This is a genomic window from Pseudomonas sp. KH_027, assembly GCF_057838565.1.
Window position 1 is genome coordinate 4,488,442 of record NZ_CM174470.1, and the last position, 22,519, is coordinate 4,510,960.

The 22,519-nt window shown below is 63.9% G+C and carries 26 protein-coding genes; 16 read left to right on the forward strand and 10 right to left on the reverse strand.

All coding sequences use genetic code 11. The annotated features are described in order from the left end of the window. Positions 1 to 2 precede the first annotated feature (2 nt). The 11 genes from proC to AC3IYG_RS21065 all read left to right on the forward strand — a co-directional run bounded on the left by proC (position 3) and on the right by AC3IYG_RS21065 (position 8,688). Complete coding sequence (gene proC, locus AC3IYG_RS21015) at positions 3 to 836, forward strand: pyrroline-5-carboxylate reductase (RefSeq protein WP_489311408.1); 834 nt, start codon at positions 3 to 5, stop codon at positions 834 to 836. A 9-nt stretch (positions 837 to 845) separates the two neighbouring features. Then, positions 846 to 1,439, forward strand: a complete 594-nt coding sequence (locus AC3IYG_RS21020) for a YggT family protein (RefSeq protein WP_489311409.1) — start codon at positions 846 to 848, stop codon at positions 1,437 to 1,439. 1 nt (position 1,440) lies between these two features. Continuing rightward, positions 1,441 to 1,737, forward strand: coding sequence for a DUF167 domain-containing protein (locus AC3IYG_RS21025; protein ID WP_489311410.1), 297 nt, complete (start codon positions 1,441 to 1,443; stop codon positions 1,735 to 1,737). Positions 1,738 to 1,921: 184 nt separating this feature from the next. Next, positions 1,922 to 3,904, forward strand: a complete 1,983-nt coding sequence (locus tag AC3IYG_RS21030; protein ID WP_489311411.1) for a dynamin family protein — start codon at positions 1,922 to 1,924, stop codon at positions 3,902 to 3,904. Positions 3,905 to 4,029: 125 nt separating this feature from the next. Beyond that, the gene (gene metX, locus AC3IYG_RS21035; RefSeq protein WP_489311412.1) at positions 4,030 to 5,169 is read left to right on the forward strand and encodes a homoserine O-succinyltransferase MetX; all 1,140 of its coding nucleotides are present in this window, start codon (positions 4,030 to 4,032) and stop codon (positions 5,167 to 5,169) included. An 8-nt stretch (positions 5,170 to 5,177) separates the two neighbouring features. Next, positions 5,178 to 5,798 carry a methionine biosynthesis protein MetW gene (gene metW, locus AC3IYG_RS21040; protein WP_489311413.1) on the forward strand — a complete coding sequence of 207 codons (621 nt, stop codon included), beginning with the start codon at positions 5,178 to 5,180 and terminating at the stop codon, positions 5,796 to 5,798. Positions 5,799 to 5,845: 47 nt separating this feature from the next. Further along, positions 5,846 to 6,265, forward strand: coding sequence for a DUF4426 domain-containing protein (locus tag AC3IYG_RS21045; RefSeq protein WP_489311414.1), 420 nt, complete (start codon positions 5,846 to 5,848; stop codon positions 6,263 to 6,265). Beyond that, positions 6,262 to 6,858, forward strand: a complete 597-nt coding sequence (rdgB, locus tag AC3IYG_RS21050) for an RdgB/HAM1 family non-canonical purine NTP pyrophosphatase (protein WP_489311415.1) — start codon at positions 6,262 to 6,264, stop codon at positions 6,856 to 6,858. The genes AC3IYG_RS21045 and rdgB overlap by 4 nt, the downstream gene beginning before the upstream one ends. Then, positions 6,855 to 8,045: a radical SAM family heme chaperone HemW gene (gene hemW, locus AC3IYG_RS21055; protein ID WP_489311416.1), complete on the forward strand. Its 1,191-nt coding sequence runs from the start codon at positions 6,855 to 6,857 to the stop codon at positions 8,043 to 8,045. The genes rdgB and hemW overlap by 4 nt, the downstream gene beginning before the upstream one ends. 18 nt (positions 8,046 to 8,063) lie before the next feature. Further along, complete coding sequence (locus AC3IYG_RS21060; protein ID WP_489311417.1) at positions 8,064 to 8,387, forward strand: DUF3392 domain-containing protein; 324 nt, start codon at positions 8,064 to 8,066, stop codon at positions 8,385 to 8,387. Between the two features lie 46 nt (positions 8,388 to 8,433). Then, complete coding sequence (locus AC3IYG_RS21065; protein WP_489311418.1) at positions 8,434 to 8,688, forward strand: hypothetical protein; 255 nt, start codon at positions 8,434 to 8,436, stop codon at positions 8,686 to 8,688. 71 nt (positions 8,689 to 8,759) lie between these two features. On the opposite strand, the gene AC3IYG_RS21070 is transcribed toward AC3IYG_RS21065, so the two are convergent. From AC3IYG_RS21070 to AC3IYG_RS21090, 5 genes are all read right to left on the reverse strand, one after another. Further along, positions 8,760 to 10,073, reverse strand: coding sequence for a DUF1329 domain-containing protein (locus AC3IYG_RS21070; RefSeq protein ID WP_489313975.1), 1,314 nt, complete (start codon positions 10,071 to 10,073; stop codon positions 8,760 to 8,762). Between the two features lie 272 nt (positions 10,074 to 10,345). After that, on the reverse strand, positions 10,346 to 11,017 hold the full coding sequence (trmB, locus tag AC3IYG_RS21075) for a tRNA (guanosine(46)-N7)-methyltransferase TrmB (RefSeq protein WP_489313976.1): 672 nt from the start codon (positions 11,015 to 11,017) through the stop codon (positions 10,346 to 10,348). Positions 11,018 to 11,108: 91 nt separating this feature from the next. Beyond that, positions 11,109 to 11,903, reverse strand: a complete 795-nt coding sequence (locus AC3IYG_RS21080; protein WP_489311419.1) for a thiazole synthase — start codon at positions 11,901 to 11,903, stop codon at positions 11,109 to 11,111. Between the two features lie 73 nt (positions 11,904 to 11,976). Continuing rightward, positions 11,977 to 12,177, reverse strand: a complete 201-nt coding sequence (thiS, locus tag AC3IYG_RS21085) for a sulfur carrier protein ThiS (RefSeq protein ID WP_489311420.1) — start codon at positions 12,175 to 12,177, stop codon at positions 11,977 to 11,979. Between the two features lie 100 nt (positions 12,178 to 12,277). After that, positions 12,278 to 12,649 carry a DUF423 domain-containing protein gene (locus tag AC3IYG_RS21090; protein WP_489311421.1) on the reverse strand — a complete coding sequence of 124 codons (372 nt, stop codon included), beginning with the start codon at positions 12,647 to 12,649 and terminating at the stop codon, positions 12,278 to 12,280. A gap of 183 nt (positions 12,650 to 12,832) precedes the next feature. Between AC3IYG_RS21090 and AC3IYG_RS21095 the strand changes: the two genes are divergently transcribed. Together AC3IYG_RS21095 and mtgA are read left to right on the forward strand one after the other, a co-directional pair. Continuing rightward, positions 12,833 to 13,177, forward strand: a complete 345-nt coding sequence (locus tag AC3IYG_RS21095) for a cupin domain-containing protein (RefSeq protein WP_489311422.1) — start codon at positions 12,833 to 12,835, stop codon at positions 13,175 to 13,177. A 117-nt stretch (positions 13,178 to 13,294) separates the two neighbouring features. Then, the gene (mtgA, locus tag AC3IYG_RS21100) at positions 13,295 to 14,002 is read left to right on the forward strand and encodes a monofunctional biosynthetic peptidoglycan transglycosylase (RefSeq protein ID WP_489311423.1); all 708 of its coding nucleotides are present in this window, start codon (positions 13,295 to 13,297) and stop codon (positions 14,000 to 14,002) included. A gap of 62 nt (positions 14,003 to 14,064) precedes the next feature. Here mtgA and AC3IYG_RS21105 read toward each other — a convergent pair whose 3' ends face one another. From AC3IYG_RS21105 to ftsY, 5 genes are all read right to left on the reverse strand, one after another. After that, entirely contained in the window at positions 14,065 to 14,673 is a 609-nt protein-coding gene (locus AC3IYG_RS21105; protein WP_489311424.1) for a hypothetical protein, read from the reverse strand. Positions 14,674 to 14,746: 73 nt separating this feature from the next. Next, complete coding sequence (gene rpoH / locus AC3IYG_RS21110; protein ID WP_489311425.1) at positions 14,747 to 15,601, reverse strand: RNA polymerase sigma factor RpoH; 855 nt, start codon at positions 15,599 to 15,601, stop codon at positions 14,747 to 14,749. Positions 15,602 to 15,713: 112 nt separating this feature from the next. Then, positions 15,714 to 16,733 carry a permease-like cell division protein FtsX gene (gene ftsX, locus AC3IYG_RS21115; RefSeq protein ID WP_489311426.1) on the reverse strand — a complete coding sequence of 340 codons (1,020 nt, stop codon included), beginning with the start codon at positions 16,731 to 16,733 and terminating at the stop codon, positions 15,714 to 15,716. Further along, on the reverse strand, positions 16,733 to 17,401 hold the full coding sequence (gene ftsE, locus AC3IYG_RS21120; protein WP_489311427.1) for a cell division ATP-binding protein FtsE: 669 nt from the start codon (positions 17,399 to 17,401) through the stop codon (positions 16,733 to 16,735). Before ftsE ends, ftsX begins: the two co-directional genes overlap by 1 nt. Then, positions 17,398 to 18,840 (reverse strand): signal recognition particle-docking protein FtsY, encoded by a 1,443-nt coding sequence (gene ftsY, locus AC3IYG_RS21125; protein ID WP_489311428.1) that lies wholly within the window; start codon positions 18,838 to 18,840, stop codon positions 17,398 to 17,400. Before ftsY ends, ftsE begins: the two co-directional genes overlap by 4 nt. Before the next feature lie 144 nt (positions 18,841 to 18,984). Here ftsY and AC3IYG_RS21130 point away from each other — a divergent pair, with 144 nt between their 5' ends. From AC3IYG_RS21130 to rsmD, 3 genes are read left to right on the forward strand one after another with little or no spacing between them, the layout of a single operon-like run. After that, positions 18,985 to 20,340: a M16 family metallopeptidase gene (locus AC3IYG_RS21130; protein ID WP_489311429.1), complete on the forward strand. Its 1,356-nt coding sequence runs from the start codon at positions 18,985 to 18,987 to the stop codon at positions 20,338 to 20,340. After that, positions 20,333 to 21,814 (forward strand): M16 family metallopeptidase, encoded by a 1,482-nt coding sequence (locus tag AC3IYG_RS21135; protein WP_489311430.1) that lies wholly within the window; start codon positions 20,333 to 20,335, stop codon positions 21,812 to 21,814. The genes AC3IYG_RS21130 and AC3IYG_RS21135 overlap by 8 nt, the downstream gene beginning before the upstream one ends. Further along, positions 21,814 to 22,413, forward strand: a complete 600-nt coding sequence (gene rsmD / locus AC3IYG_RS21140; protein WP_489311431.1) for a 16S rRNA (guanine(966)-N(2))-methyltransferase RsmD — start codon at positions 21,814 to 21,816, stop codon at positions 22,411 to 22,413. The genes AC3IYG_RS21135 and rsmD overlap by 1 nt, the downstream gene beginning before the upstream one ends. Positions 22,414 to 22,519: the final 106 nt, after the last annotated feature.

A 22,519-nucleotide genomic window follows, 5' to 3' on the forward strand; every position in this document is an offset into this window, starting at 1 on the left:
TTATGAGCAACACCCGTATTGCGTTTATCGGCGCCGGCAACATGGCCGCCAGTTTGATCGGCGGTCTGCGCGCCCAAGGCATGGACGCCTCACTTATCCGCGCCAGCGACCCAGGCGCCGAACAGCGCACCAAGATTGCCGCCGAGCATGGCATCGAGGTCGTTGCCGATAACGCCGAGGCCATTCAAGGCGCCGACGTGATCGTCCTGGCGGTCAAGCCACAGGCGATGAAGGCCGTCTGCCAGACACTGGCGCCGAGCCTCACTGGCCGACAGTTGATCGTCTCGATCGCCGCCGGCATTCCCTGCGCCAGCATGCAGAACTGGCTGAGTACGCCATCTGCCGCGCCGAGCCCCATCGTGCGCTGCATGCCCAACACACCGGCCCTGCTGCGCCAGGGCGTCAGTGGCCTGTTCGCCAACGCGCACGTATCCAGCGCCCAGCGCCAGCAAGCCGAGCAACTGCTCTCGGCAGTCGGGGTCGCACTGTGGCTCGACGAAGAACAGCTGATCGACGCGGTGACCGCCGTGTCTGGCAGCGGCCCGGCGTATTTCTTCTTGCTGATCGAGGCGATGACCGCCGCCGGCGAAAAACTTGGCCTGCCCCGCGAGACGGCCGCTCAGCTGACCCTGCAAACAGCGCTGGGCGCTGCGCGCATGGCCGTCGACAGCGATGTCGAGGCCGCCGAACTGCGCCGTCGCGTCACATCGCCCGCCGGCACCACCGAAGCGGCGATCAAAACCTTCCAGGCCGGTGGCTTTGAAGCCCTGGTCGAACAGGCACTCAACGCCGCCGCGCACCGCTCGGCCGAACTCGCTGCACAACTAGGACAATAAGGAGCCTGCATGTCCGGATTCGCGGAAGCCCTCATCTATATCATTCAGACCCTCGGCAGCCTGTACCTGCTGATCGTTTTGCTGCGCTTCATCCTGCAACTGGTGCGCGCCGACTTCTACAACCCGCTCAGCCAGTTCACCCTGAAGGCCACCCAGCCACTGCTCAAGCCGCTGCGCCGCATCATTCCCGGCCTTGGCGGGCTGGACATCGCCTCGCTGGTGCTGGCTATTTTGGTGCAGTTGCTGCTGATGGTGGTGATCACCCTTATCGCCGGCGCCAACCCCGTGGCTATTGGCCTGCAGCTGCTGATCTGGGCGATCATTGCGGTGACTTCGCTGTTCCTGAAGATTTTCTTCTTCGCCATGATCATCAGCGTGATCCTGTCGTGGGTCGCTCCCGGCAGCCACAACCCCGGCGCGCAACTGGTCAACCAGATCTGCGAGCCGATGCTGATGCCGATCCGGCGCATCCTGCCAAGCATGGGCGGCCTGGATATTTCGCCGATCTTCGCCTTTATCGCACTGAACCTGCTGGATCGCTTTGTCATCGGCAACCTCGCTGTCATGAGCGGCATGCCAGCCATTCTCAGCCCGTTCATCTGAGATGGCCTGGCACCGCTGGGATGGCGATGACCTGATCCTCGACTGCCACTTGCAGCCCAAGGCCAGTTGCGACGAGTTCGCCGGGCTGCATGGCGAGCGGTTGAAGATCCGTCTCACCGCCCCACCGGTGGAAGGCAAGGCCAATGCCCACTTATTGGCCTTTCTCGCCAGCGCTTTCGGCGTCGCCAAGCGTCAGGTCAGCCTGGAAAGCGGCGAGCTGAACCGGCAAAAGCGCGTGCGCATCAACAGCCCCAAACAGTTGCCGCCTGAACTCGAACTGACCGCCCGGTCGCCCTGACCGACCTTAAGGCGGGCCACCGCGCCGCGCCAATTGACGTTCACACCACGAACCGCATAATGCGATGCAGTGGCAGACTGCCACACACTGCGCATTCTGCGGCTTGCGACAGCTTGCGCCGAACGCCTATGCAGCCAATGATCCCCCAATAACCGCAGGACGCGTTGCCGACAGGAGTGCACGGATGAGCATGGAACGTCTCAGTCAACAGGTGAGTGCCTACGTCGCCTGGAAGCGCGAGCTGATGCGCGAGATCACCCGCTATCGCAGCTGGCTGGCCAACAACCGCCTGACCTCCGAAGCGGTGGAAGCCAAACTCGACGGCGCACTGCGCCTGCTGCGCACCGACCATATCACCCTGGCTTTCATCGGCGAGTTCTCCCGCGGCAAGACCGAGCTGATCAACAGCCTGTTCTTCTCCGAATACGGCCAGCGCATGCTGCCCTCGCACGCGGGGCGCACCACCATGTGCCCGACCGAACTGTTCTTCGACCCGCGTTCGGAACGTTCCTATATCCGCTTGCTGCCGATCGAAACGCGCATGGCCGAAGCCAGCGTGGCGCAGTTCAAGCGCATCCCTCGGCATTGGGTGAACATCCCGCTGGATGTCAGCGACCCGGACAATATGGTCCAGGCCTTCACCCAGGTCGCGAAGACCAAGCCGATGCCGGTGGAGCAGGCGATCCAGCTGGGCTTCCACCCGGACATGCTGGAAAGCGCCGGCAAGCCGGACTACGTGCTGGTGCCGGCCTGGCGCCACGCCATCGTCAACTTCGACCACCCGCTGCTGCGCCAGGGCCTGCGCATCCTCGACACCCCCGGCTTGAACGCCCTCGGCAGCGAACCCGAGCTGACCCTGTCGATGCTGCCCAGCGCCCAGGCGATCATCTTTCTGCTCTCCGCCGATACCGGGGTGACCGCCAGCGACATGGCCGTCTGGCAGACGCACATTCGCCAACTCGACGAAGACACCCAGACCAGCCTGTTCGCCGTGCTGAACAAAATCGACGTGCTATGGGACGACCTGGCCGGCGAAACCTTCGTGCAGAACGCCATCCAGCAGATCCAGGCGGCGACCGCCAAGCAGTTGGGCATCGCCCGCGAGGATGTGCTGCCGCTGTCGGCCAAACAGGCGCTGCTGGCCAAAGTGCGCAAGGACCAGCCACTGCTCAATCGCAGCCAGATCGGCGACCTGGAAAACCTGTTGTGCGAGCGCATCGTCGCGCAAAAGGAACGCCTGCTCGAAGATCGCGTGGTCCATCAGGTGCTGGGGCTGCTGCAAAACAGCCAGCACCTGCTCAATCTGCGCCTGGAGAAAGTTCGCGAACAACAAACGCTGCTGGCCAACCACCAGCAGGACAACGGCCAGATGCTCTTCGAGCTGACCGCCAAGACCAAGGACGATCACAGCCAGCACCATCGACGCCTGCTCGGGTTGAAGACCAACCAGCGCCTGCTCAAGCGCCAAGGCGACCTGTTGCGCGCCGCGGTGCGCCCCGAGCGCCTGGAGGAGCACCTGCACAAGGTGCGCAACAACCTCACCGGTAGCTGGACCACCTTTGGGATCAATCAGGCGATCCGGCATTTCTTCCGCTCGATGGAGAGCGACCTGCATAACCTCGAGCAGGAAGCCGAGATGGCCAACAAGATGGTCGCCGCCATCTACCGCCGGCACAACGAAGAAAATCCGCTGCACGGCGTGGATGCGCCACAGTTCAACGTCAAACGCTACCTGCGCGAGTTGAAACAGCAGCAGGGCAAGGCCGACCAGTTCCGCCTGCACCTGAAAACCCTGCTGACCGAGCAACGCACCCTCACCCGCCGCTTCTTCGCCACCCTGGTGCAGGAAGTCATCGGCCTGCATCAGCGTTTGCGCCAGGAGGCCGAGCAATGGGCCAGCGACGCGCTGATGCCACTGATGCAGCACACCCTGGAGCACAAGCAACTGCTGGAAACCCACATGCTGCGACTCAAGGCCCTGGCCCAGGACACCCAGCAAGCGCGCCTGCGCGGCCAACAGATGCAGCGCTATATCCAGGAGCTTGAGCTGCAATTGAACCAGGCCAACGAGATGCTCCGCACCCTGCGCCGCCCCGCGCCGATCCAGCGCCAGGGCAAGGTCGTCACCCTGCCGCTCGCCGGGCGCCAGCAGAGCACGGCCGATTAAGCCCCGAGCACGCCCCTGTCGCCGATCGGCCCACTATTTCAAGACCTTACCCCGCCGCCCCATGCGCTTGCCGCCTGGGGCGGTGCTCTTTAGACTGACGCCTCCTTTAAGCGAGAGCAGGGTCGATGCCCACCGCCTTTCCCGAAGACTCCGTCGGCCTGATCACGCCCCAGGCCGCGCACTTTGCCGATCCCCTGGCGCTGGCCTGTGGCCGCAGCCTGGCCGACTACCAGTTGGTTTACGAGACCTACGGCGAACTGAACGCGACCCGCAGCAATGCGCTGCTGATCTGCCACGCCCTGTCCGGTCACCATCACGCCGCCGGTTATCACAGTGTCGATGAGCGCAAGCCCGGCTGGTGGGACAGCTGCATCGGCCCCGGCAAGGTCATCGACACGCGCAAGTTCTTCGTCGTCAGCCTGAACAATCTCGGCGGTTGCAACGGCTCGACCGGGCCCTCCAGCCTCAACCCGGCCAGCGGCAAACCCTACGGCGCGGACTTCCCGGTGCTGACCGTGGAGGACTGGGTGCACAGCCAAGCGTTGCTGGCCGACCGCCTGGGCATCGACCAATGGGCTGCGGTGGTCGGCGGCAGCCTCGGCGGCATGCAGGCCATCCAGTGGGCAATCAGCTACCCAGAGCGCATTCGCCACTGCCTGGCCATCGCCTCGGCACCGAAACTGTCGGCACAGAACATCGCCTTCAACGAAGTGGCGCGCCAGGCGATCCTCTCCGACCCGGAGTTCCACGGCGGGCACTTCCAGGAACAGGGCGTGATCCCCAAGCGCGGGCTGATGCTGGCGCGCATGGTCGGCCACATTACCTACCTGTCGGATGACGCCATGGGCGAGAAATTCGGCCGAGGCCTGAAGAGCGAGAAGCTCAACTACGACTTCCACAGCGTGGAATTCCAGGTGGAAAGCTACCTGCGCTATCAGGGCGAGGAGTTTTCCGGGCGTTTCGACGCCAACACCTACCTGCTGATGACCAAGGCGCTGGACTACTTCGACCCGGCGGCGGCCCATGACGGCGACCTGGCCAAGACCCTGGCGCAGGTCAAGGCCGACTTCTGCGTGATCTCCTTCACCACCGACTGGCGCTTCTCGCCGGCGCGTTCGCGAGAAATCGTCGATGCGCTGATGACCGCGCGCAAGAACGTCTGCTACCTGGAAGTCGACGCGCCGCAAGGCCACGACGCCTTCCTGATGCCGATTCCACGCTACCTGCAAGCCTTCGGCGGTTACATGAACCGCATCAGCATCTAAGGATTCCCGTGAGAGCCGATCTGGAAATCATCCAAGACTGGATACCCGCCGGCAGCCGGGTGCTCGACCTCGGTTGCGGCGATGGCGAGTTGCTCGCCTGGCTGCGCGACCACAAGCAGGTCAGCGGCTACGGCCTGGAAATCGACCCGGCGAATATCGCCGAGTGCGTGAGCAAAGGCGTCAACGTCATCGAACAGGACCTGGACAAGGGCCTCGGCAACTTCGCCAGCAACAGCTTCGACGTGGTGGTGATGACCCAGGCCCTGCAGGCCGTGCAGTACCCGGACAAGATTCTCGAAGAGATGCTGCGGGTCGGCCGCCAATGCATCATCACCTTCCCCAACTTCGGCCACTGGCGCTGCCGCTGGTACCTGGCGAGCAAAGGCCGGATGCCGGTTTCCGAGTTCCTGCCGTACACCTGGTACAACACGCCGAACATCCACTTCTGCACCTTCCAGGACTTCGAGGCGCTGTGCCGCGAGCGCAAGGTACGGGTACTCAACCGTCTGGCGGTGGATCACCAGCACAGACACGGCTGGACCAGCCGCGTTTGGCCTAATCTATTGGGTGAGATCGGTATCTATCGCGTCAGCGGCCCAGGCGTGTCGGATCTGCACATCGCTATTTAGCGGCCTGCCGCCTCAAGGCCCGTCGCCATCGTTTAAGGAGAGCCATCATGCGTCGCTTCGCGCTATTCATTCTCGCCCTGTGCCTGGCACTGCCCGCCGCCGCCGAACGCAAGCAAAGCTTTGGCGACCTGGATGTGCATTACAGCGCCTTCAACTCCAGCTTCCTGCAGCCCGACATCGCGGCCGCCGCCGGCCTGACCCGCAGCAAGACCCTCGGAGTGCTGAACATCGCCGTGCTCAAAGCCGGCAAGGCCAGCACCGCGCAGGTCAGCGGCGAGGTCAAGGACCTGCTCGGCAAGGTCAGCACCCTGACTTTCAAACAGGTCAATGAAAGTGGCGCCATCTACTACCTGGCGCAGTTCCCCTTCGCGCAACAGGAAGTGCTGCGCTTCAGCATCAAGGTGCAAGCCGGCGACAGCGCAGCCAACAGCCTCGATTTCAGCCAAGAGTTTTTCCCCGACGAATGATGCCCTTCACACAACTGGTGCTGGCCAGCCACAACGCCGGCAAACTCAAAGAACTCCAAGCCATGCTCGGCGACGCCATCCGTGTGCGCTCGGTGGGCGAGTTCAGCAGCATCGAACCGGAAGAGACCGGCCTGTCGTTCATCGAGAACGCCATCCTCAAGGCCCGCAACGCCGCCCGCGTCTCCGGCCTGCCGGCACTGGCCGACGACTCGGGCCTGGCAGTGGACGCCCTCGGTGGCGCCCCAGGCATCTACTCGGCGCGCTATGCCGACGGCCAGGGCGATGCGGCGAACAACGCCAAGTTGCTGAGCGCCTTGCAAGGCCTGCCGGAAGCCGAACGCGGCGCACAGTTCGTCTGCGCCCTGGCGCTGGTGCGGCATGCCGATGATCCGCTGCCGATCGTCTGCGAAGGCCTCTGGCATGGGCGCATCCTCGAACAGGCCGAGGGCGAACATGGTTTCGGTTACGACCCCTTGTTCTGGGTGCCCGAGCGCGGCTGCTCCAGCGCCGTACTCTCCCCGGCCGAGAAGAACCAGCTGAGCCACCGCGCCCGCGCCATGGCGCTGTTGCGCCAGCGCCTGGGCCTGGCATGAGCGAGCACGGACTGATCTTCCCACCGCGCTCCGCCGCGGGCGAGGGGTTGCTGCAACTGCCGCCGCTGGCGCTCTACATCCATATTCCCTGGTGCGTGCGCAAATGCCCGTACTGCGATTTCAACTCCCATGCCGCCAGCCCCGAGCTGCCGGAAACCGCTTATGTCGATGCGCTGCTGGCCGATCTCGACCAGGATCTGCACCACGTCCACGGCCGTGAGTTGACCTCGATTTTCTTCGGTGGCGGCACCCCCAGCCTGTTCAGCGCCGAAGCCCTGGGGCGCCTGCTCGATGGCGTCGAACAGCGGATCAGGTTCGCCCGCGATATCGAGATCACCCTGGAAGCCAACCCCGGCACCTTCGAACAAGCCAAATTCCGCGCCTACCGCCAACTCGGCATCAATCGCCTGTCGATCGGCGTGCAGAGCTTCGAGGAGGCCAAACTCAAAGCCCTGGGCCGCATCCATGACGGCGCCGAAGCGATCCGCGCGGCAGACATGGCGCGCCGGGCTGGCTTCGACAACTTCAACCTGGACCTGATGCACGGCCTGCCCGATCAGTCCATCGACGAGGCCCTCGCCGACCTGCGCCAGGCCATCGACCTGGCGCCGACCCATCTGTCCTGGTACCAGCTGACCTTGGAGCCGAACACGGTGTTCTGGAACCAGCCACCGACGCTGCCCGAAGACGACACCCTGTGGGACATCCAGGAAGCCGGCCAGGCACTGCTGGCCGAGCACGGCTATGTCCAGTACGAAGTCTCCGCCTACGCCCGCGATGGTCGCCGGGCGCGGCACAACCTGAATTACTGGAGCTTCGGTGATTTCCTCGGCATCGGTGCCGGCGCCCACGCCAAACTGACCAATCCGAACGGGCAAATCGTCCGCGCCTGGAAAACCCGCCTGCCGAAGGATTACCTGGATTCGGGCAAAACCTTCCAGGCCGGCGAGCGGCTACTCGGCCCCGCGGAGCTGCCGTTCGAGTTTCTGATGAATGTGCTGCGCCTTACGGACGGCGTGGCAACCGAGCTCTTCAGCCAACGCACCGGCCTGCCGCTGGCGGAACTGGCCAGCGCGCGCCGCGAAGCCGAAGCCCGCGGCCTGCTGGTGGCCGACCCCGAGCGGTTGGTCGCAACGCGTGAAGGCCAGCTGTTTCTCAACGATCTGCTGCAACACTTTCTGCCCTGAACGGGCTAAGGACACCGGATGGATTTGCTACTCGACCTGATCGCCACCTTGTCGCGCTGGAGCCGCGGGCATCTGTACGACATCTCCCTGGCCGTCATGGCGACCCTGCTGGTGCTGTTCGGCCCGGGGATCAACGCTTGGGTGCAGCAGCGTATCGGCGGGCTGAATTTCATCTTCCGCACCCTGCTGTTCGTGCTGATCTGCGCGGTCGGCTATGGCCTGGCGATGATCTTTCTCACGCCTTGGCTGGCCAAAGGGCTGGGGTACTTCAATAACTACACCCTGGCACCGGTACTGCTACTAGTCTTCTTCCTGATCGGCGTGATCGCGGATCGCAACTAGGCTGACGGCTCCTGCTGGCGGCCGATAGCCACCAGCAGGAGGCCCCATGAAGCCACTCAAGCATCTCTACCTGCACTTTCAGGACGGCCAGCGCCTGATCCTGCGCTTCCCGCAACAAAGTGACGACCCTGGCAGCATCGCCCGCAGCCTACGCAAGCAGCTGGAGTCGCCGTTCCTCAGCATCCAAGTGGATGGCGATCTGTTGCTCATCCCGCGGGAAAGCATCAAGTACCTGCAAGTCTGCCCCGCCCCCATAGCCCTGCCGGAGCCGACCATCATTGGCGCCGAACTAGTCGACTAAAACCCTGCAGCCCAAACCCTCGGCCATAAAAAACCGCCTCAAGGGCGGTTTTTTATCCGGCCAGCGCGGCCTCAGTTACCTTCGCGACGCAGCGCTTGCGGGGTGAAGTCGCCCGCACTGAGCGGCGCCCGGAAGTCGTACATGGGTTCGTTGTTATCCATGCCATCGGCAAAATAACGCTTACCCGGGAAGTCGTAGATGGTTTCCAGGGTGCTGCCGAACATCGGCACATCGTAGTAACTGATCGGGTGGCTTTCCTGCAGACCGACCAGCTCGCCGTCTTTGTCGTAGAGGTCGACCGCAAGGATCTGCCAGCTGTCCTCATCCAGGTAGAAGCGGCGCTTGGCGTAAGGGTGGCTAAAACCCTTGCGCAGCGCGGCCTCGATCACCCATACGCGGTGCAACTCGTAGCGCAGCAGCTCGGGGTTGACGTGCTGGGCTTGCAGGATGCTCGCGTAAGGCAGGCCTTTCTGGTGCACCGCATAGCTGTTGTAAGGCACCAGCATTTCCTGCTTGCCGAGCAGTTGCCACTCGTAACGATCCGGCGCGCCATTATAGGCGTCGACCATGTCGGCAGTGGCCATGCCGTTGGTATCCGGTTGCAGGGTATCGAACGCCAGCATCGGCAGGCGGCGCACACGGCGCTCGCCGCGATTGAAGCGCCAGGCCTTGCGGATCGACAGCACCTGGTCGAGGGTTTCCTGTACCACCAGGGCCGAACCCGAGAGCTTGGCCGGGGCAACGACCTTGTACTTGTAGAAGAACAGAGTGTTATCCAGGTCCTTCGGGCTGACACCCTCGCGCCCGTAGCGGAAGTAGATGTCGCGATCGAGCTTGAGCAGGTTGTAGGCGCCATTGGAGAGCACCGCCGCCTGGTTGGTGACGAAGTGAATCTGCTCGCCACGGTAACGCATGATGTGGTTCCAGATGGCTTCCTGGCCGGTTTGCGGCAGCGGGAAAGGAATCCCGGCGGCCACGCCCTGCACACCGTTACCGCCCGAAATCAGCTCGGCGTTGAGCGCGTTGAAGCGCGTGGCGTCATAGATGCGTTGCGGCGCCGCCGCACTGCGATGGGTAGGGAATACCCGCAGGAAATAGTCGGGGTTGTTCTCCAGCAGCGTCTTCAGGCCGATTGGCAACAACGCCTGGTATTGGCCTGCATTCTTGCTGTTGACCACATATTGCACGGCATCCTGGGCATAGGGGTCGGGGTGGTGCATGCCGGCTTGGTAGCCCGCGATGGGTTGCGCCAAGCCACCGTCCCAGGCCGGGATGGTGCCCGCCACATTACCGCTACGCTCACCCCCCAGCGGGGTGAGATCGCCATTCAGGCGATTGGCCTCGACGGCATCGACTTTGGCTTGCGCCGGTAGCGCACACACCATCAGCAGCAGAATTCCACAACATCTCAACACAGCCTTCTCCTCGCAGCGCCTCGAAACCGCGCTGTTTTTTTTATTTGTCCAGCCAGTCTAGGCCGAGCTTTGTCGTTGCGTTTGGTACGGTGAGGAGCCGTCCTGGCGCCGGCTCGTGCCGGTCTTTATTAACATCCCTGCGCCGCTGAGCGGCCGGTGTGGCGTCGTTGTCGGTCAAACCAGGAACGGCCCGGACGCCAGCGCCAAGGCTATTCGAGATGAACGGTAAGAGAGACGGTGAATCAGTCGATGCGCTGAAACTTCAGGTCCCAGACCCCATGACCGAGGCGTTCGCCACGGCGCTCGAACTTGGTGATCGGACGTTCCGGCGGCCGCGGCACGCAACCGCCGTCCGACGCCTGGTTGCGGTAACCCGGCGCCACCTGCATGACTTCGAGCATGAACTCGGCATAGGGCTGCCAGTCGGTGGCCATGTGCAGCACACCGCCGACTTTCAGTTTCTGCCGTACCAGTTCGGCGAACTCCGGTTTGACGATGCGGCGCTTGTGGTGCCGCGACTTGTGCCAGGGGTCGGGAAAGAACAGCAACAGGCGATCCAGACTGGCGTCGGCGATGCAGTCGCGCAGCACCTCCATCGCATCGCACTGGTAGACGCGCACGTTGCTCAGGTTCTGCGTCAGCAAGCCATTGAGCAGCGCACCGACGCCCGGCCGATGCACCTCGATGCCGATGAAGTCCTGCTCCGGTGCCGCCGCCGCCATTTCCAGCAGCGAATGGCCCATACCGAAGCCAATCTCCAAGGTGCGCGGCGCACTGCGTCCGAACACCGCATCGAAATCCGCCGCACCGGCCGCCAGCTCCAGGCCAAAGCGCGGCAGACCCTGGTCGAGGCCGCGTTGCTGGCCGTCGGTCATACGTCCGGCGCGCATGACGAAACTCTTGATGGTGCGCAGATGGCGCTCTTCATCGACCGGGACGGATGGCTCTTGCGATTCGATCATGGCGAACTCTTAACGTTAATGAACACGGCGCGCACGCAGTGTTTCAGCGGATCAGACCATCCAGCGGCGACGAGGCACTGGCATACAGCTTTTTCGGCATCCGCCCGGCCAGGTAGGCCAATCGCCCGGCAACGATGGCGTGCTTCATCGCCTCGGCCATCAATACCGGGTTCTGCGCGTGGGCGATGGCGCTGTTCATCAGCACCGCCTCGCAGCCGAGCTCCATGGCGATGGTCGCATCGGACGCCGTGCCGACACCGGCATCCACCAGCACCGGAACCTTGGCTTCCTCGAGAATGATGCGCAGGTTGTAGGGGTTGCAGATGCCCAGCCCGGTGCCGATCAAGCCGGCCAGCGGCATGACCGCGATGCAGCCCATCTCGGCCAGTTGGCGGGCGATGATCGGATCGTCGCTGGTGTACACCATCACGTCGAAACCGTCCTTGACCAGCACTTCGGCGGCCTTGAGGGTCTCGATCACATTAGGGAACAGGGTTTTCTGGTCGGCCAGCACTTCCAGCTTGACCAGCGTGTGCCCGTCCAGCAGCTCGCGCGCCAGGCGGCAGGTGCGCACCGCGTCCTCGGCGTCATAGCAACCGGCGGTGTTCGGCAGGATGGTGTAGCGCGACGGCGAAATCACATCGAGCAGGTTCGGCTCATTCGGGTTCTGGCCAATATTGGTACGGCGCACCGCGACCGTAACGATCTCCGCGCCCGAAGCCTCGATGGCCAGCCGGGTTTCTTCCAGATCCCGGTACTTGCCGGTGCCTACCAGCAAACGTGACTGGTAGGTACGACCGGCCAGGGTAAAGGGCTTATCGCTGCGAACGTGGCTCATCGGAAATCCTCTTCGGCTGTGGCGCGGTTACCGCCGGTTCTGTTGCTGTCAGGCTGCACTGTCGCGGCGCAAGCTAGCCGCCGCCGATGGCATGTACCACTTCCAGCCGGTCGCCCTCGCACAGGCGCGTGGCGGCGTGCTGGCTACGCGGCACGATATCCAGATTGAGCTCGACCGCCACCCGGCGGCCGGTCAGCTCAAGACGCACCAGCAGGTCGGCAACCGTCTGGTCATCAGGTAGCTCGAAAGCTTCTCCGTTCAACTGAATGCGCATGACAGGGCAATCACAATTTGAGGGGGGCCGGCATTCTAGCCCTATCGCTGACGATGACCAAGGCAAAGGCGCGCCATTCGTCTCACAGTTGACGCCAAAGTCAGGTTAAACGCCAGGCCGCAACACCGAGGCACGCCCAACCGGCGAGAAAGGCCAGGCCGCCAAAAGGCGTAATCATGCCGAGCTTGCCGATGCCGGTCAGCGTCAGCAGATAAAGACTGCCGGAAAACAGCAGGATACCCAGCGCGAACAGGCTGCCCGCCACCGTCAGCAGGCGCCCCGGCAGGTGCAGCGTCAGCAACGCCACCGCCAGCAGCGCCAGGGCATGAACCAACTGGTAATGCACGCCGGTGTGGAACACCGCCAGGTATTCGGCCGACAGGCGGCTTTTCAAGCCATGGGCGGCGAATGCGCCAAGGGCAACCCCGAAAAAGCCGAAAAAAGCCGCCAACAAAACGAATAAACGCAGCATGCACAGCACTCCAGAATGACCGACCCGCAATAGTGGCCGACCATCATGCCCGCACAAGCCCGCAGCGGCAAAATTGTGACGGGAACCGAAGCATGGCAGGTCGGCTGTAGACAATCGCGCCACGCACCGGCGACCTATAGTGGCCGCCCAACCGCGCTTGTCGACTGCCAGTGGAAGCCTCCCATGACCAATCCGATCACCGTTCTGCGTGACACCCATCCGCTCCCCGTACTGGATGCCTGCAAATGGACGAAAATCGCCGGCGACCCGCACACCGTGAACCTCAATGCCTACACCTCGGAAGACGGCAAGAAGATCATGGGCACCTGGATCTGCACGCCGGGCACCTGGGAGGTGAACTATGACCGCTGGGAGTACTGCCACTTCCAGGAGGGCTACTGCATCATCACCCCCGAGGGCAAAGAGCCGATCCACCTCAAGGCCGGCGATATCTTCATCGTCGAAGCCGGCATGCGCGGCACCTGGCAAGTGGTGGAAACCGTCAGGAAGTACTTCGTCTTCGCTTGACCCCTGCACCCTGCCACCGCCTGGCGACAACCGGCGGCAGGGTTGCCCCGACAGAGCTGCGCGACTGGCCATCCCCCTGGCTATAATGGCCGCCTTCACCGCCAGGCTCAGCCGCGCATGTTTCAATCACTGTTACCCCGCCTATTGAAAGCCCTGCTCTGGTTCGCGGCCGGCTCGCTTTTGCTGGTGCTGCTCTTTCGCTGGGTGCCGCCGCCCGGCACGGCGCTGATGGTCGAGCGCAAGATCGAGTCCTGGGTCGACGGCAAGCCCATCGACCTCAAGCGCGACTGGCGCCCGTGGAAGGAACTGCCGGACGACCTGAAGATTGCCGTGATTGCCGGCGAGGATCAGAAGTTCGCCGAGCATTGGGGGTTCGACATCGCCGCCATCCAGGCCGCCTTGGCCCATAACGAACGTGGTGGCTCGCTGCGCGGCGCCAGCACCCTCAGCCAGCAGGTGGCGAAAAACCTGTTCCTCTGGTCCGGCCGCAGCTGGCTGCGCAAAGGCCTGGAGGTCTGGTTCACCGGGCTGATCGAGCTGTTCTGGCCCAAGCAGCGGATTCTTGAGGTGTACCTCAACAGCGTCGAATGGGGCGATGGAGTGTTCGGCGCCGAAGCCGCCGCGCACAAGCACTTCGGTATCGGTGCGCCTTACCTGTCGGGCCGCCAGGCCAGCCTGCTGGCGGCCGTGCTGCCCAACCCGCGCGAGTGGAGTGCCGGCCGCCCGAGCGGCTATGTCAATCGTCGCGCCAATTGGATCCGTCGGCAGATGCAGCAACTGGGCGGCAGTCACTACCTCAATGCGATGCAGGCCCGCTCCAGTTAGTCAATGCCGGGCCTGTAGGAGCGGTCCATGACCGCGAAAAGCAGCGCCGGCGTGGCCGATGCCTAGCGTAGCGCCCGGCGCGGCACGATGCGCAGCAACTGCAACCGCTCCTCCTGCAGGTGGGCGGTCAAGCCTTGCAGCGGATAGACCCAGGCCTCGCCCTCGGCCAACTGCAACCGCAGCCGCGGCTGACCCAGGCTGGCGGCGACGCGCTCGGCGGCCACCGGCTGCCGCGGTGTGAGCGTCAAGCTGGTCAATGCGTGCTGGCCCAATTGCCCGAGCAACTGCTGGCTGAGGGGTTGTTCGGCATCCCGGACACTCAACAACCCCGCGGCCGCCATCAGGCTGGCGCGCTCGCGGTCACTCAGTGCCAGCTCGGCTTCCAGATGCCAGGTTTCATCGGCTTGCGCCAGTTCCGCGCGATAGAGGAGGCGCGGGCCATCCACCCGCGGCTGCAGCCACAACTCGCCTTGCGTCACCTCGCTCAACCCCGCCAAGGTCAGCCGTTCATCGGCCTGGGGCGTGAGTATCTGGCTCTGCCATTGAGCGAAACCGGACAGTGGCTGAGCCTTGTCCGGCGCGCGCATCAACCAACCACCCCAGGCAAAGAACAGCACCGCCACCAGGGCAAACAACAGCCAATGCTGCAAACGCAGCGGCGGCATGGACATAGTCAGGCTCCGGAAATAGACAGACAGAAAAAAGCCGCACCAGGGTGCGGCTTTTCCAACGCGATTGACAGGCTCAGGCCGCGATCGACCCTTTCAGCTTGTTCATGGCGTTCTTCTCCAACTGGCGAATACGCTCGGCGGATACATTGTACTTGGCCGCCAGCTCATGCAGGGTCGCCTTCTCCTCGGCCAACCAGCGCTGATGGAGAATGTCGCGGCTACGCTCGTCCAACCCCTCCAGCGCTTCATGCAAGTTGGCGGTGGAACTGTCGCTCCAGTCCGAATCTTCCAACTGCCGGGCGGGATCGTAGCGGTGGTCTTCCAGGTAGTTGGCCGGCGACTGGAACGCGCTGTCGTCGTCGGCTTCGGCTGCCGGATCGAAAGCCATGTCGTGGCCGGTCAGCCGGCTTTCCATTTCGCGCACTTCACGCGGCTCGACGCCCAGGCTTTCGGCCACGGCATGCACTTCGTCATTGTTCAGCCAGGCCAGACGCTTCTTCTGGCTGCGCAGGTTGAAGAACAATTTGCGCTGCGCCTTGGTGGTGGCGACTTTGACGATGCGCCAGTTGCGCAGGATGAATTCGTGGATCTCGGCCTTGATCCAATGCACGGCGAAGGACACCAGGCGCACACCCATTTCCGGGTTGAAACGCTTGACCGCCTTCATCAGGCCGACGTTGCCTTCCTGAATCAGGTCAGCCTGGGCCAGGCCATAGCCGGAATAGCTTCTCGCGATATGTACGACAAAACGCAGGTGCGCGAGCACCATCTGCCGGGCGGCTTCGAGGTCTTGGTGGTAATAGAGACTCTCGCCCAGTTCACGCTCCTGCTCGGTGCTCAACAACGGAATGCTGTTCACCGCATGCACATAGGCTTCCAGGTTGGCACCCGGGACTAAGGCATAGACAGGTTGCAAAGAATTGCTCATGCGAATCCTCCGACTCACGGAAAACGTGTGCCTTTCAAGCACTGCGAATATGACTATACAGTTGACTCAAAAGTTCAAAAAACACAAAAAAACAAATAGAAACAAACACTTATTACTTTGGCGCGAGCTCGTTCAAGTGCCGGGCCACCGCCAGCCAGGCGCCAATATACCCCAACAATAGCGCACCGAGCAGCAGAGATAGACCATCGGCCAGGGGTACTCCGCCGAGGGCGAAATCGCTGCCGTAGAGGCCCGCCAGCCGCAGCACGGCGCCATTCAGCCAGTCCAGGCCAAAGGCCAGCACCGCCCAGGCGAGAAACCCGGCGCCCAAGCCGTAGAGCGCACCCATATAGAGGAAAGGCCGCCGCACGTAGCTGTCGGTGCCGCCCACCAGCTTGATCACTTCGATCTCGGTGCGGCGGTTCTCGATATGCAGGCGAATGGTGTTGCCGATGACCAGCAGCAGCGCCATGACCAGCAACAGGGTCAGGCCAAAGACGAAGCGCTCGCCGAGCTTGAGGATCGCGCTCAGGCGTTCCACCCAGAGCAGATCGAGCTGCGCCTGCTGCACCTTCGGCAGCTCCGCCAGGCGCAGGCGCAGGGCCTCCAGCCCAGTTTTATCGACTTCCTTGGGCGTGACCAGAATCACCCCGGGCAGCGGGTTCTGCGGCAGCTCCTTGAGCGCCTCGCCGAGGCCCGACTGCTGCTGGAACTCCGCCAGAGCCTGCTCACGGCTGATCCACTCGGACTCCGCCACATCGGCCATTTCGGCAATCTGCGCCCGCAGTTGCTCGCCTTCGGCGTCGCTGGCATCGATCTGCATGAACAGCGAAATCTGCGCGGCACGCTGCCAGGAGCCACCGAGACGCTCGACGTTATTGAGCAGCAGGGACAGCCCCATCGGCAGGCTGAGGGCGATGGCCATCACCAGGCAAGTGAAGAAACTGCCGATCGGCTGCTTGCCCAGGCGGCGCAGGCTGTCGACCAGGCTGTAGCGATGGCTTTCCAGCCAGGCGTGCAGCAGGGTACGGAAATCCGGCCCGCCGTCATCCTTCTTGTCGTTCTTCTTCGGCGCAGCGCCTACGCGCTCAGCGGCCGAGGAAGGCTCTTGCGGGTTGCGAGTCGCACTCATCAGCCGGCCTCCCCATCGCCGATCAAGCGGCCACGCTGCAAGGTCAGCATGCGATGGCGCATGCGCGCGATCAACGCCAGGTCGTGGCTGGCGATCAGTACGCTGGTGCCCATACGGTTGATGTCTTCGAATACGCCCATGATTTCCGCCGCCAACCGCGGGTCGAGGTTACCGGTGGGTTCGTCCGCCAGCAGCAGGGCTGGGCGATGGACCACCGCACGGGCGATACCGACCCGCTGTTGCTGGCCGGTGGAAAGGTCGCCGGGGAACAGATCGCGCTTATCCGACAGCGCCACGCGCTCCAGCGCCGCGTCGACACGCTTGGCGATCTCGGGCTTGGACAGGCCGAGAATCTGCATCGGCAAGGCGACGTTGTTGAACACGGTACGGTCGAACAGCAGTTGGTGGTTCTGAAACACCACCCCGATCTGTCGGCGCAGGAAGGGAATCTGCGCGGTGGTGATCTGCGCCAGATCCTGCCCGGCCAGCAGCAACTTGCCGGTGGTTGGCCGCTCCATCGCCAGAATCAGCCGCAGCAAAGTGCTTTTGCCGGCGCCCGAATGCCCGGTGACGAACAGAAACTCGCCGCGCCGCACGCGAAAACTCAGCTCATGCAGGCCGACGTGGCCATTGGCATAGCGTTTACCGACCTGCTCAAAGCGAATCATGGATGCTCCCGCTCGGCAAACAAGGCCTGCACGAAAGAGGCGGCCTCAAAGGTACGCAGATCATCGATGCCTTCACCCACACCGATATAGCGGATCGGCAGCGCGAACTGCTTGGCCAGGGCGAAGATCACCCCACCCTTGGCCGTGCCGTCCAATTTGGTCAGCACCAGGCCGGTCAGGTTGACCGTCTGGTTGAACTGCTTGGCCTGGTTGATGGCGTTCTGCCCGGTGCCGGCGTCCAGCACCAGCAGCACTTCGTGGGGCGCGGCTTCATCGAGTTTGCCGATCACTCGGCGAACCTTTTTCAGCTCTTCCATCAAATTGTCTTTGGTGTGCAGGCGCCCGGCGGTGTCGGCGATCAATACATCCATACCGCGCGCCGTGGCGGCCTGCACCGAGTCGAAGATCACCGAGGCGGAGTCCGCGCCCGTTTGCTGGGCGATCACCGCGATCTGGTTGCGCTCGCCCCAGACCTGCAGCTGCTCGACGGCGGCGGCGCGGAAGGTATCGCCGGCGGCGAGCATGACTTTCTTGCCTTCGAGTTGCAGTTTTTTCGCCAGCTTGCCGATGGTAGTGGTTTTCCCGGCACCGTTGACGCCGACCACCAGAATCACGAACGGCTTTTTCGCCGCCGGTATCTGCAGCGGCTGCTCGACCGGCTTGAGCAAGGCCGCCAGCTCTTCCTGCAGGGCTTTATAGAGCGCGCCGCTGTCGGTCAGCTGCTTGCGCGCGACCCGCTGCGTCAGGCTCTGGATGATCGCCGTGGTGGCTTCGACGCCCACGTCGGCGGTCAGCAAGCGGGTTTCGATCTCGTCGAGCAGCTCGTCATCGATGGCTTTCTTGCCGAGGAACAGGCTGGCCATGCCTTCGCCGAGGCTGGCGCTGGTCTTCGACAGGCCCTGCTTCAACCGTGCGAAGAAGCCGGCTTTGGCTTCTTCGGCGTTGGCCGCCAGGTCCGGCACGCTGACCGGCGTCGGTGTCAGTGGTACCTCGGGCGCTACCGGCGCAGCAACTACCTGGGCCAACGGCACTGGCGGCTCGGTAATCGGTGCGGTTGCCTGCGGGCTCGGCGGCTCGGGCTCGGGCTCGGCGACAGTCTGCTCGCGCTCGGGTACGGCCGGGGCCGCTGTTGCCGGCTGGATGTCCGGCAGCCGCGCGGCAGCTGCCGGCGGCTCGACAGGGTCAGGCGCGACCGGACTGGCCGGCGACTCTGGCGCCAGGCTCGGCACGAACGCCGGCGGCGCCTCTACCGGCGACGGCTGTTCGAGCGCACCGTTTGGCGGCGTCAATACCTCAGGCGTGACGGCCTGGGCCTCGGCGGCAGGCGCCTGGGGCTTTTTGCGCAGCCAGCCGAACAGGCTCTTTTTTTCTCCGGTTTCAGCCGGAGTTTTCTCTCCAGCAGCGGCTGGAGTCTTCTTGTCGTCGTTGGAACCAAACATGGAGACGGCTATCTCAAGGGAGCGACGCGCCGACAGGGTAAAAACCCAACAGCCGTGGCCGCCAGTAAAACGGATGAGTATCCTAGCACCTCCGCGCCCGCCGACGCTAAGACCAAGCGGGCCTTCCGACAGGTCAATCGCTTAATGAAAATGCTTGCCCGCCACGTCGCCGGCCTGCTGCTCGCGGCCCTCTGCATGCCGCTGACCGCAATGGCCGCAGAACCTCAGCCGACTCACGAGTTCACGCTGGCAAACGGCCTCAAGGTCATCGTCCGCGAAGATCACCGGGCTCCAGTAGTGGTTTCGCAGATTTGGTACAAGGTCGGCTCCAGCTACGAAACACCGGGGCAGACCGGCCTTTCCCACGCCCTCGAACACATGATGTTCAAGGGCAGCCGCAAGCTCGGCCCCGGCGAAGCCTCACGGATTCTGCGCGAGCTGGGCGCCGAGGAGAATGCCTTTACCAGCGACGACTACACCGCCTATTACCAGGTGCTGGCGCGCGATCGCCTGAGCGTGGCCTTCGAGCTGGAGGCCGACCGCCTGGCCAGCCTGCGCCTGCCGCCGGAGGAGTTCAGCCGCGAGATCGAGGTGATCAAGGAAGAGCGCCGGCTGCGCACCGACGACCAGCCCAGCGCCCTGGCCTATGAACGCTTCCAGGCCATGGCTTACCCTGCCAGCGGTTACCACACCCCGACCATCGGCTGGATGGCCGACCTCAAACGCATGACGGTCGAGGAGCTGCGTCACTGGTACGAAACCTGGTACGCGCCGAATAACGCCACCCTGGTAGTGGTCGGCGACGTCAGCCTCGACGAGGTGAAAACCCTGGCCGAGCGCTATTTCGGCCCTGCCCCGCGGCGCGCCGTGCCAAACGCCAAGACACCGGTAGAGCTGGCCGAACCGGGCGAGCGACGCATTCGCCTGCACCTGCAGACCCAGTTGCCGAGCCTGCTGATGGGCTTCAACGTGCCGGGGCTGGCAAGCGCCAAGAAGGTCCGCGACGTGCATGCCTTGCGACTGATCGGCGCCCTGCTCGACGGCGGCTACAGCGCACGCCTGCCGGCCCGCCTGGAGCGCGGCGAAGAGCTGGTGTCCGGCGCCTCGGCCTATTACGACGCCTACACCCGCGGCGACAGCCTGTTCGTAGTGTCCGCCACGCCCAATGGGCAAACCGGTAAAACCCTGCAGGACACCGAAGCCGGCCTCTGGCGGCAGCTCGACGACCTGAAGAACACGCCGCCGTCCGTCGAAGAGTTGCAGCGCGTGCGGGCCCAGGTGATTGCCGGCCTGGTCTACGAGCGCGACTCCATCACCAGCCAGGCCACCACCATCGGCCAACTGGAAACCGTCGGCCTGTCCTGGAAGCTGATGGATGAGGACCTCGCCACCCTGGAAGCGGTGACACCCGCCGATATCCAGCAAGCCGCCCGCACCTACTTCATCCGCGAGCGCCTGAGCGTCGCCGAGATCCTGCCCAAGGAGGCTTCCCATGAGTGAGCGCAACGCTCTGCGTTACGGCCTGCTCGGTCTGGCCCTGCTACTGCTGCTGGCCGTCCTGGTCTTCTTTATCAACCGCCCAACCCGGGTCCCGAGCACACCGGCGGCGGTACCGAGCGAGCAACTGCAATCACTGGCCGCCCTCAACGGCCATGCACCCAACCACCGCGCACTGGAAATCCAGACCTGGCAGACCGCCGAAGGCGCCAAAGTGCTGTTCGTCGAGGCGCATCAACTGCCGATGTTCGACCTGCGCCTGACCTTCGCCGCCGGCAGCAGCCAGGACGCCGGTACGCCCGGCCTGGCGATGCTGACCAACGCCATGCTCAACGAGGGTGTGCCCGGTAAGGACGTCAGCGCTATCGCCGAGGGTTTTGAAAACCTGGGTGCCGACTTCGGCAACGGCGCCTATCGCGACATGGCCGTCGCCAGCCTGCGCAGCCTGACCGCCGCCGACAAACGCGAACCGGCGCTGCAGCTGTTCACCCAGGTCATCGGCCAGCCGAGCTTCCCCGCCGACGCCCTGGCGCGGATCAAGAACCAGGTGCTGGCCGGTTTCGAATACCAGAAGCAGAACCCCGGCAAACTGGCCGGCCTGAAACTGTTCGAACGGCTCTATGGCGAGCATCCCTACGCCCACTCCAGCGAAGGCGACGCGCAGTCGATTCCCGCCATCGGCATCGAGCAGTTGCGGGTTTTCCACAGCAAGGCCTACGCCGCCGGCAATGTGGTGATCGCGCTGGTCGGCGACCTTACGCGGGCCGAGGCCGAAGCCATGGCGGCACAGGTCTCCAGCGCGCTGCCGAAAGGCCCGGCGCTGGCCAAGGTGGCCCAGCCGCAGGAGCCGAAAGCCGGGCCCAGCCATATCGAGTTCCCCTCCAAGCAAACCACCCTGCTGCTGGCCCAACTGGGCATCGACCGCCGCGAACCGGACTACGCCGCGCTGTACCTGGGCAACCAGATCCTCGGCGGCGGCGGTTTTGGCACGCGCCTGATGGAGGAGGTGCGGGAAAAACGTGGGCTGACCTATGGCATTTCCTCCGGTTTCAGTGCCATGCAGGCCCGTGGGCCGTTTATGATCAGCCTGCAAACCCGTGCCGAACTCAGCGAAGGCACCCTGAAACTGGTGCAAAGCATCCTGCGCGACTACCTGAGCAACGGCCCGACGCAAAAGGAACTGGATGACGCCAAGCGCGAGCTGGCCGGCAGCTTCCCGCTGTCCACCGCGAGCAATGCCGATATAGTCGGGCAATTGGGTGCCATTGGCTTCTACGACCTATCGTTAACCTACTTGGAAGACTTCATGCAGCAGGTTCAGGCACTCGATGTCGGTCAGGTCAAAGCGGCGATGAGCAAACACCTGCAGCCGGACGCGCTGCTGATCGTCAGCGCCGGCCCGAGCGTACCGCAGAAAGAACTGCCGCCCCCCACCGACCATCCCGTCGAGCAGCCGCTCGGCGTCCCGGAGCACTGATGAGCCGTCCCGCGAAACCCAGCAACGTTCCAGCCCACGGCGGCCAAGGCCAGCTGCGGATCATCGGTGGCGAATGGCGTAGCCGCCAGTTCAGCTTCCCAATGGCCCACGGCTTGCGGCCGACCCCGAACCGGGTGCGCGAAACCCTGTTCAACTGGCTCGCGCCTTATGTGGCCGGTGCCCGCGTGCTCGACCTGTTTGCCGGCAGCGGTGCGCTGTACCTGGAAGCCCTGTCGCGTGGTGCCGGCATGGCCTTGGCGCTGGACCTGAATGCCAGCGCCATCGCCAGCCTGCGTCAGGTGCTGGATACGCTCAAATGCGGCAACGGCCAACTGCTGCAGAGCGATGCCCTGCGCTACCTGGAAAACCAGCCGGGCAGCGCCTTCGACCTGGTGTTTCTCGACCCGCCGTTCAGCCAGAACCTGCTGCTGCCAGCCTGCACCTTGCTGGAAGAAAAAGGCTGGCTGGCCGACGATGCCTGGGTCTACACCGAAAGCGAAACCCCACCCTCGGGGCTTGGCCTGCCGGGCAACTGGCGCCTGCACCGGGAGCAGAAAGCCGGCCAGGTCTACTACGCGTTATGGCAACGCACGGCGTAGGGCGGGTTAGCCGCGCAGCGGCGTAACCCGCCAAGACCACCGCGCCGACCCATGGTGGGTTACATCTAGTGTTTGGCCCGGACACATGGGTAACCCACCCTGCGAC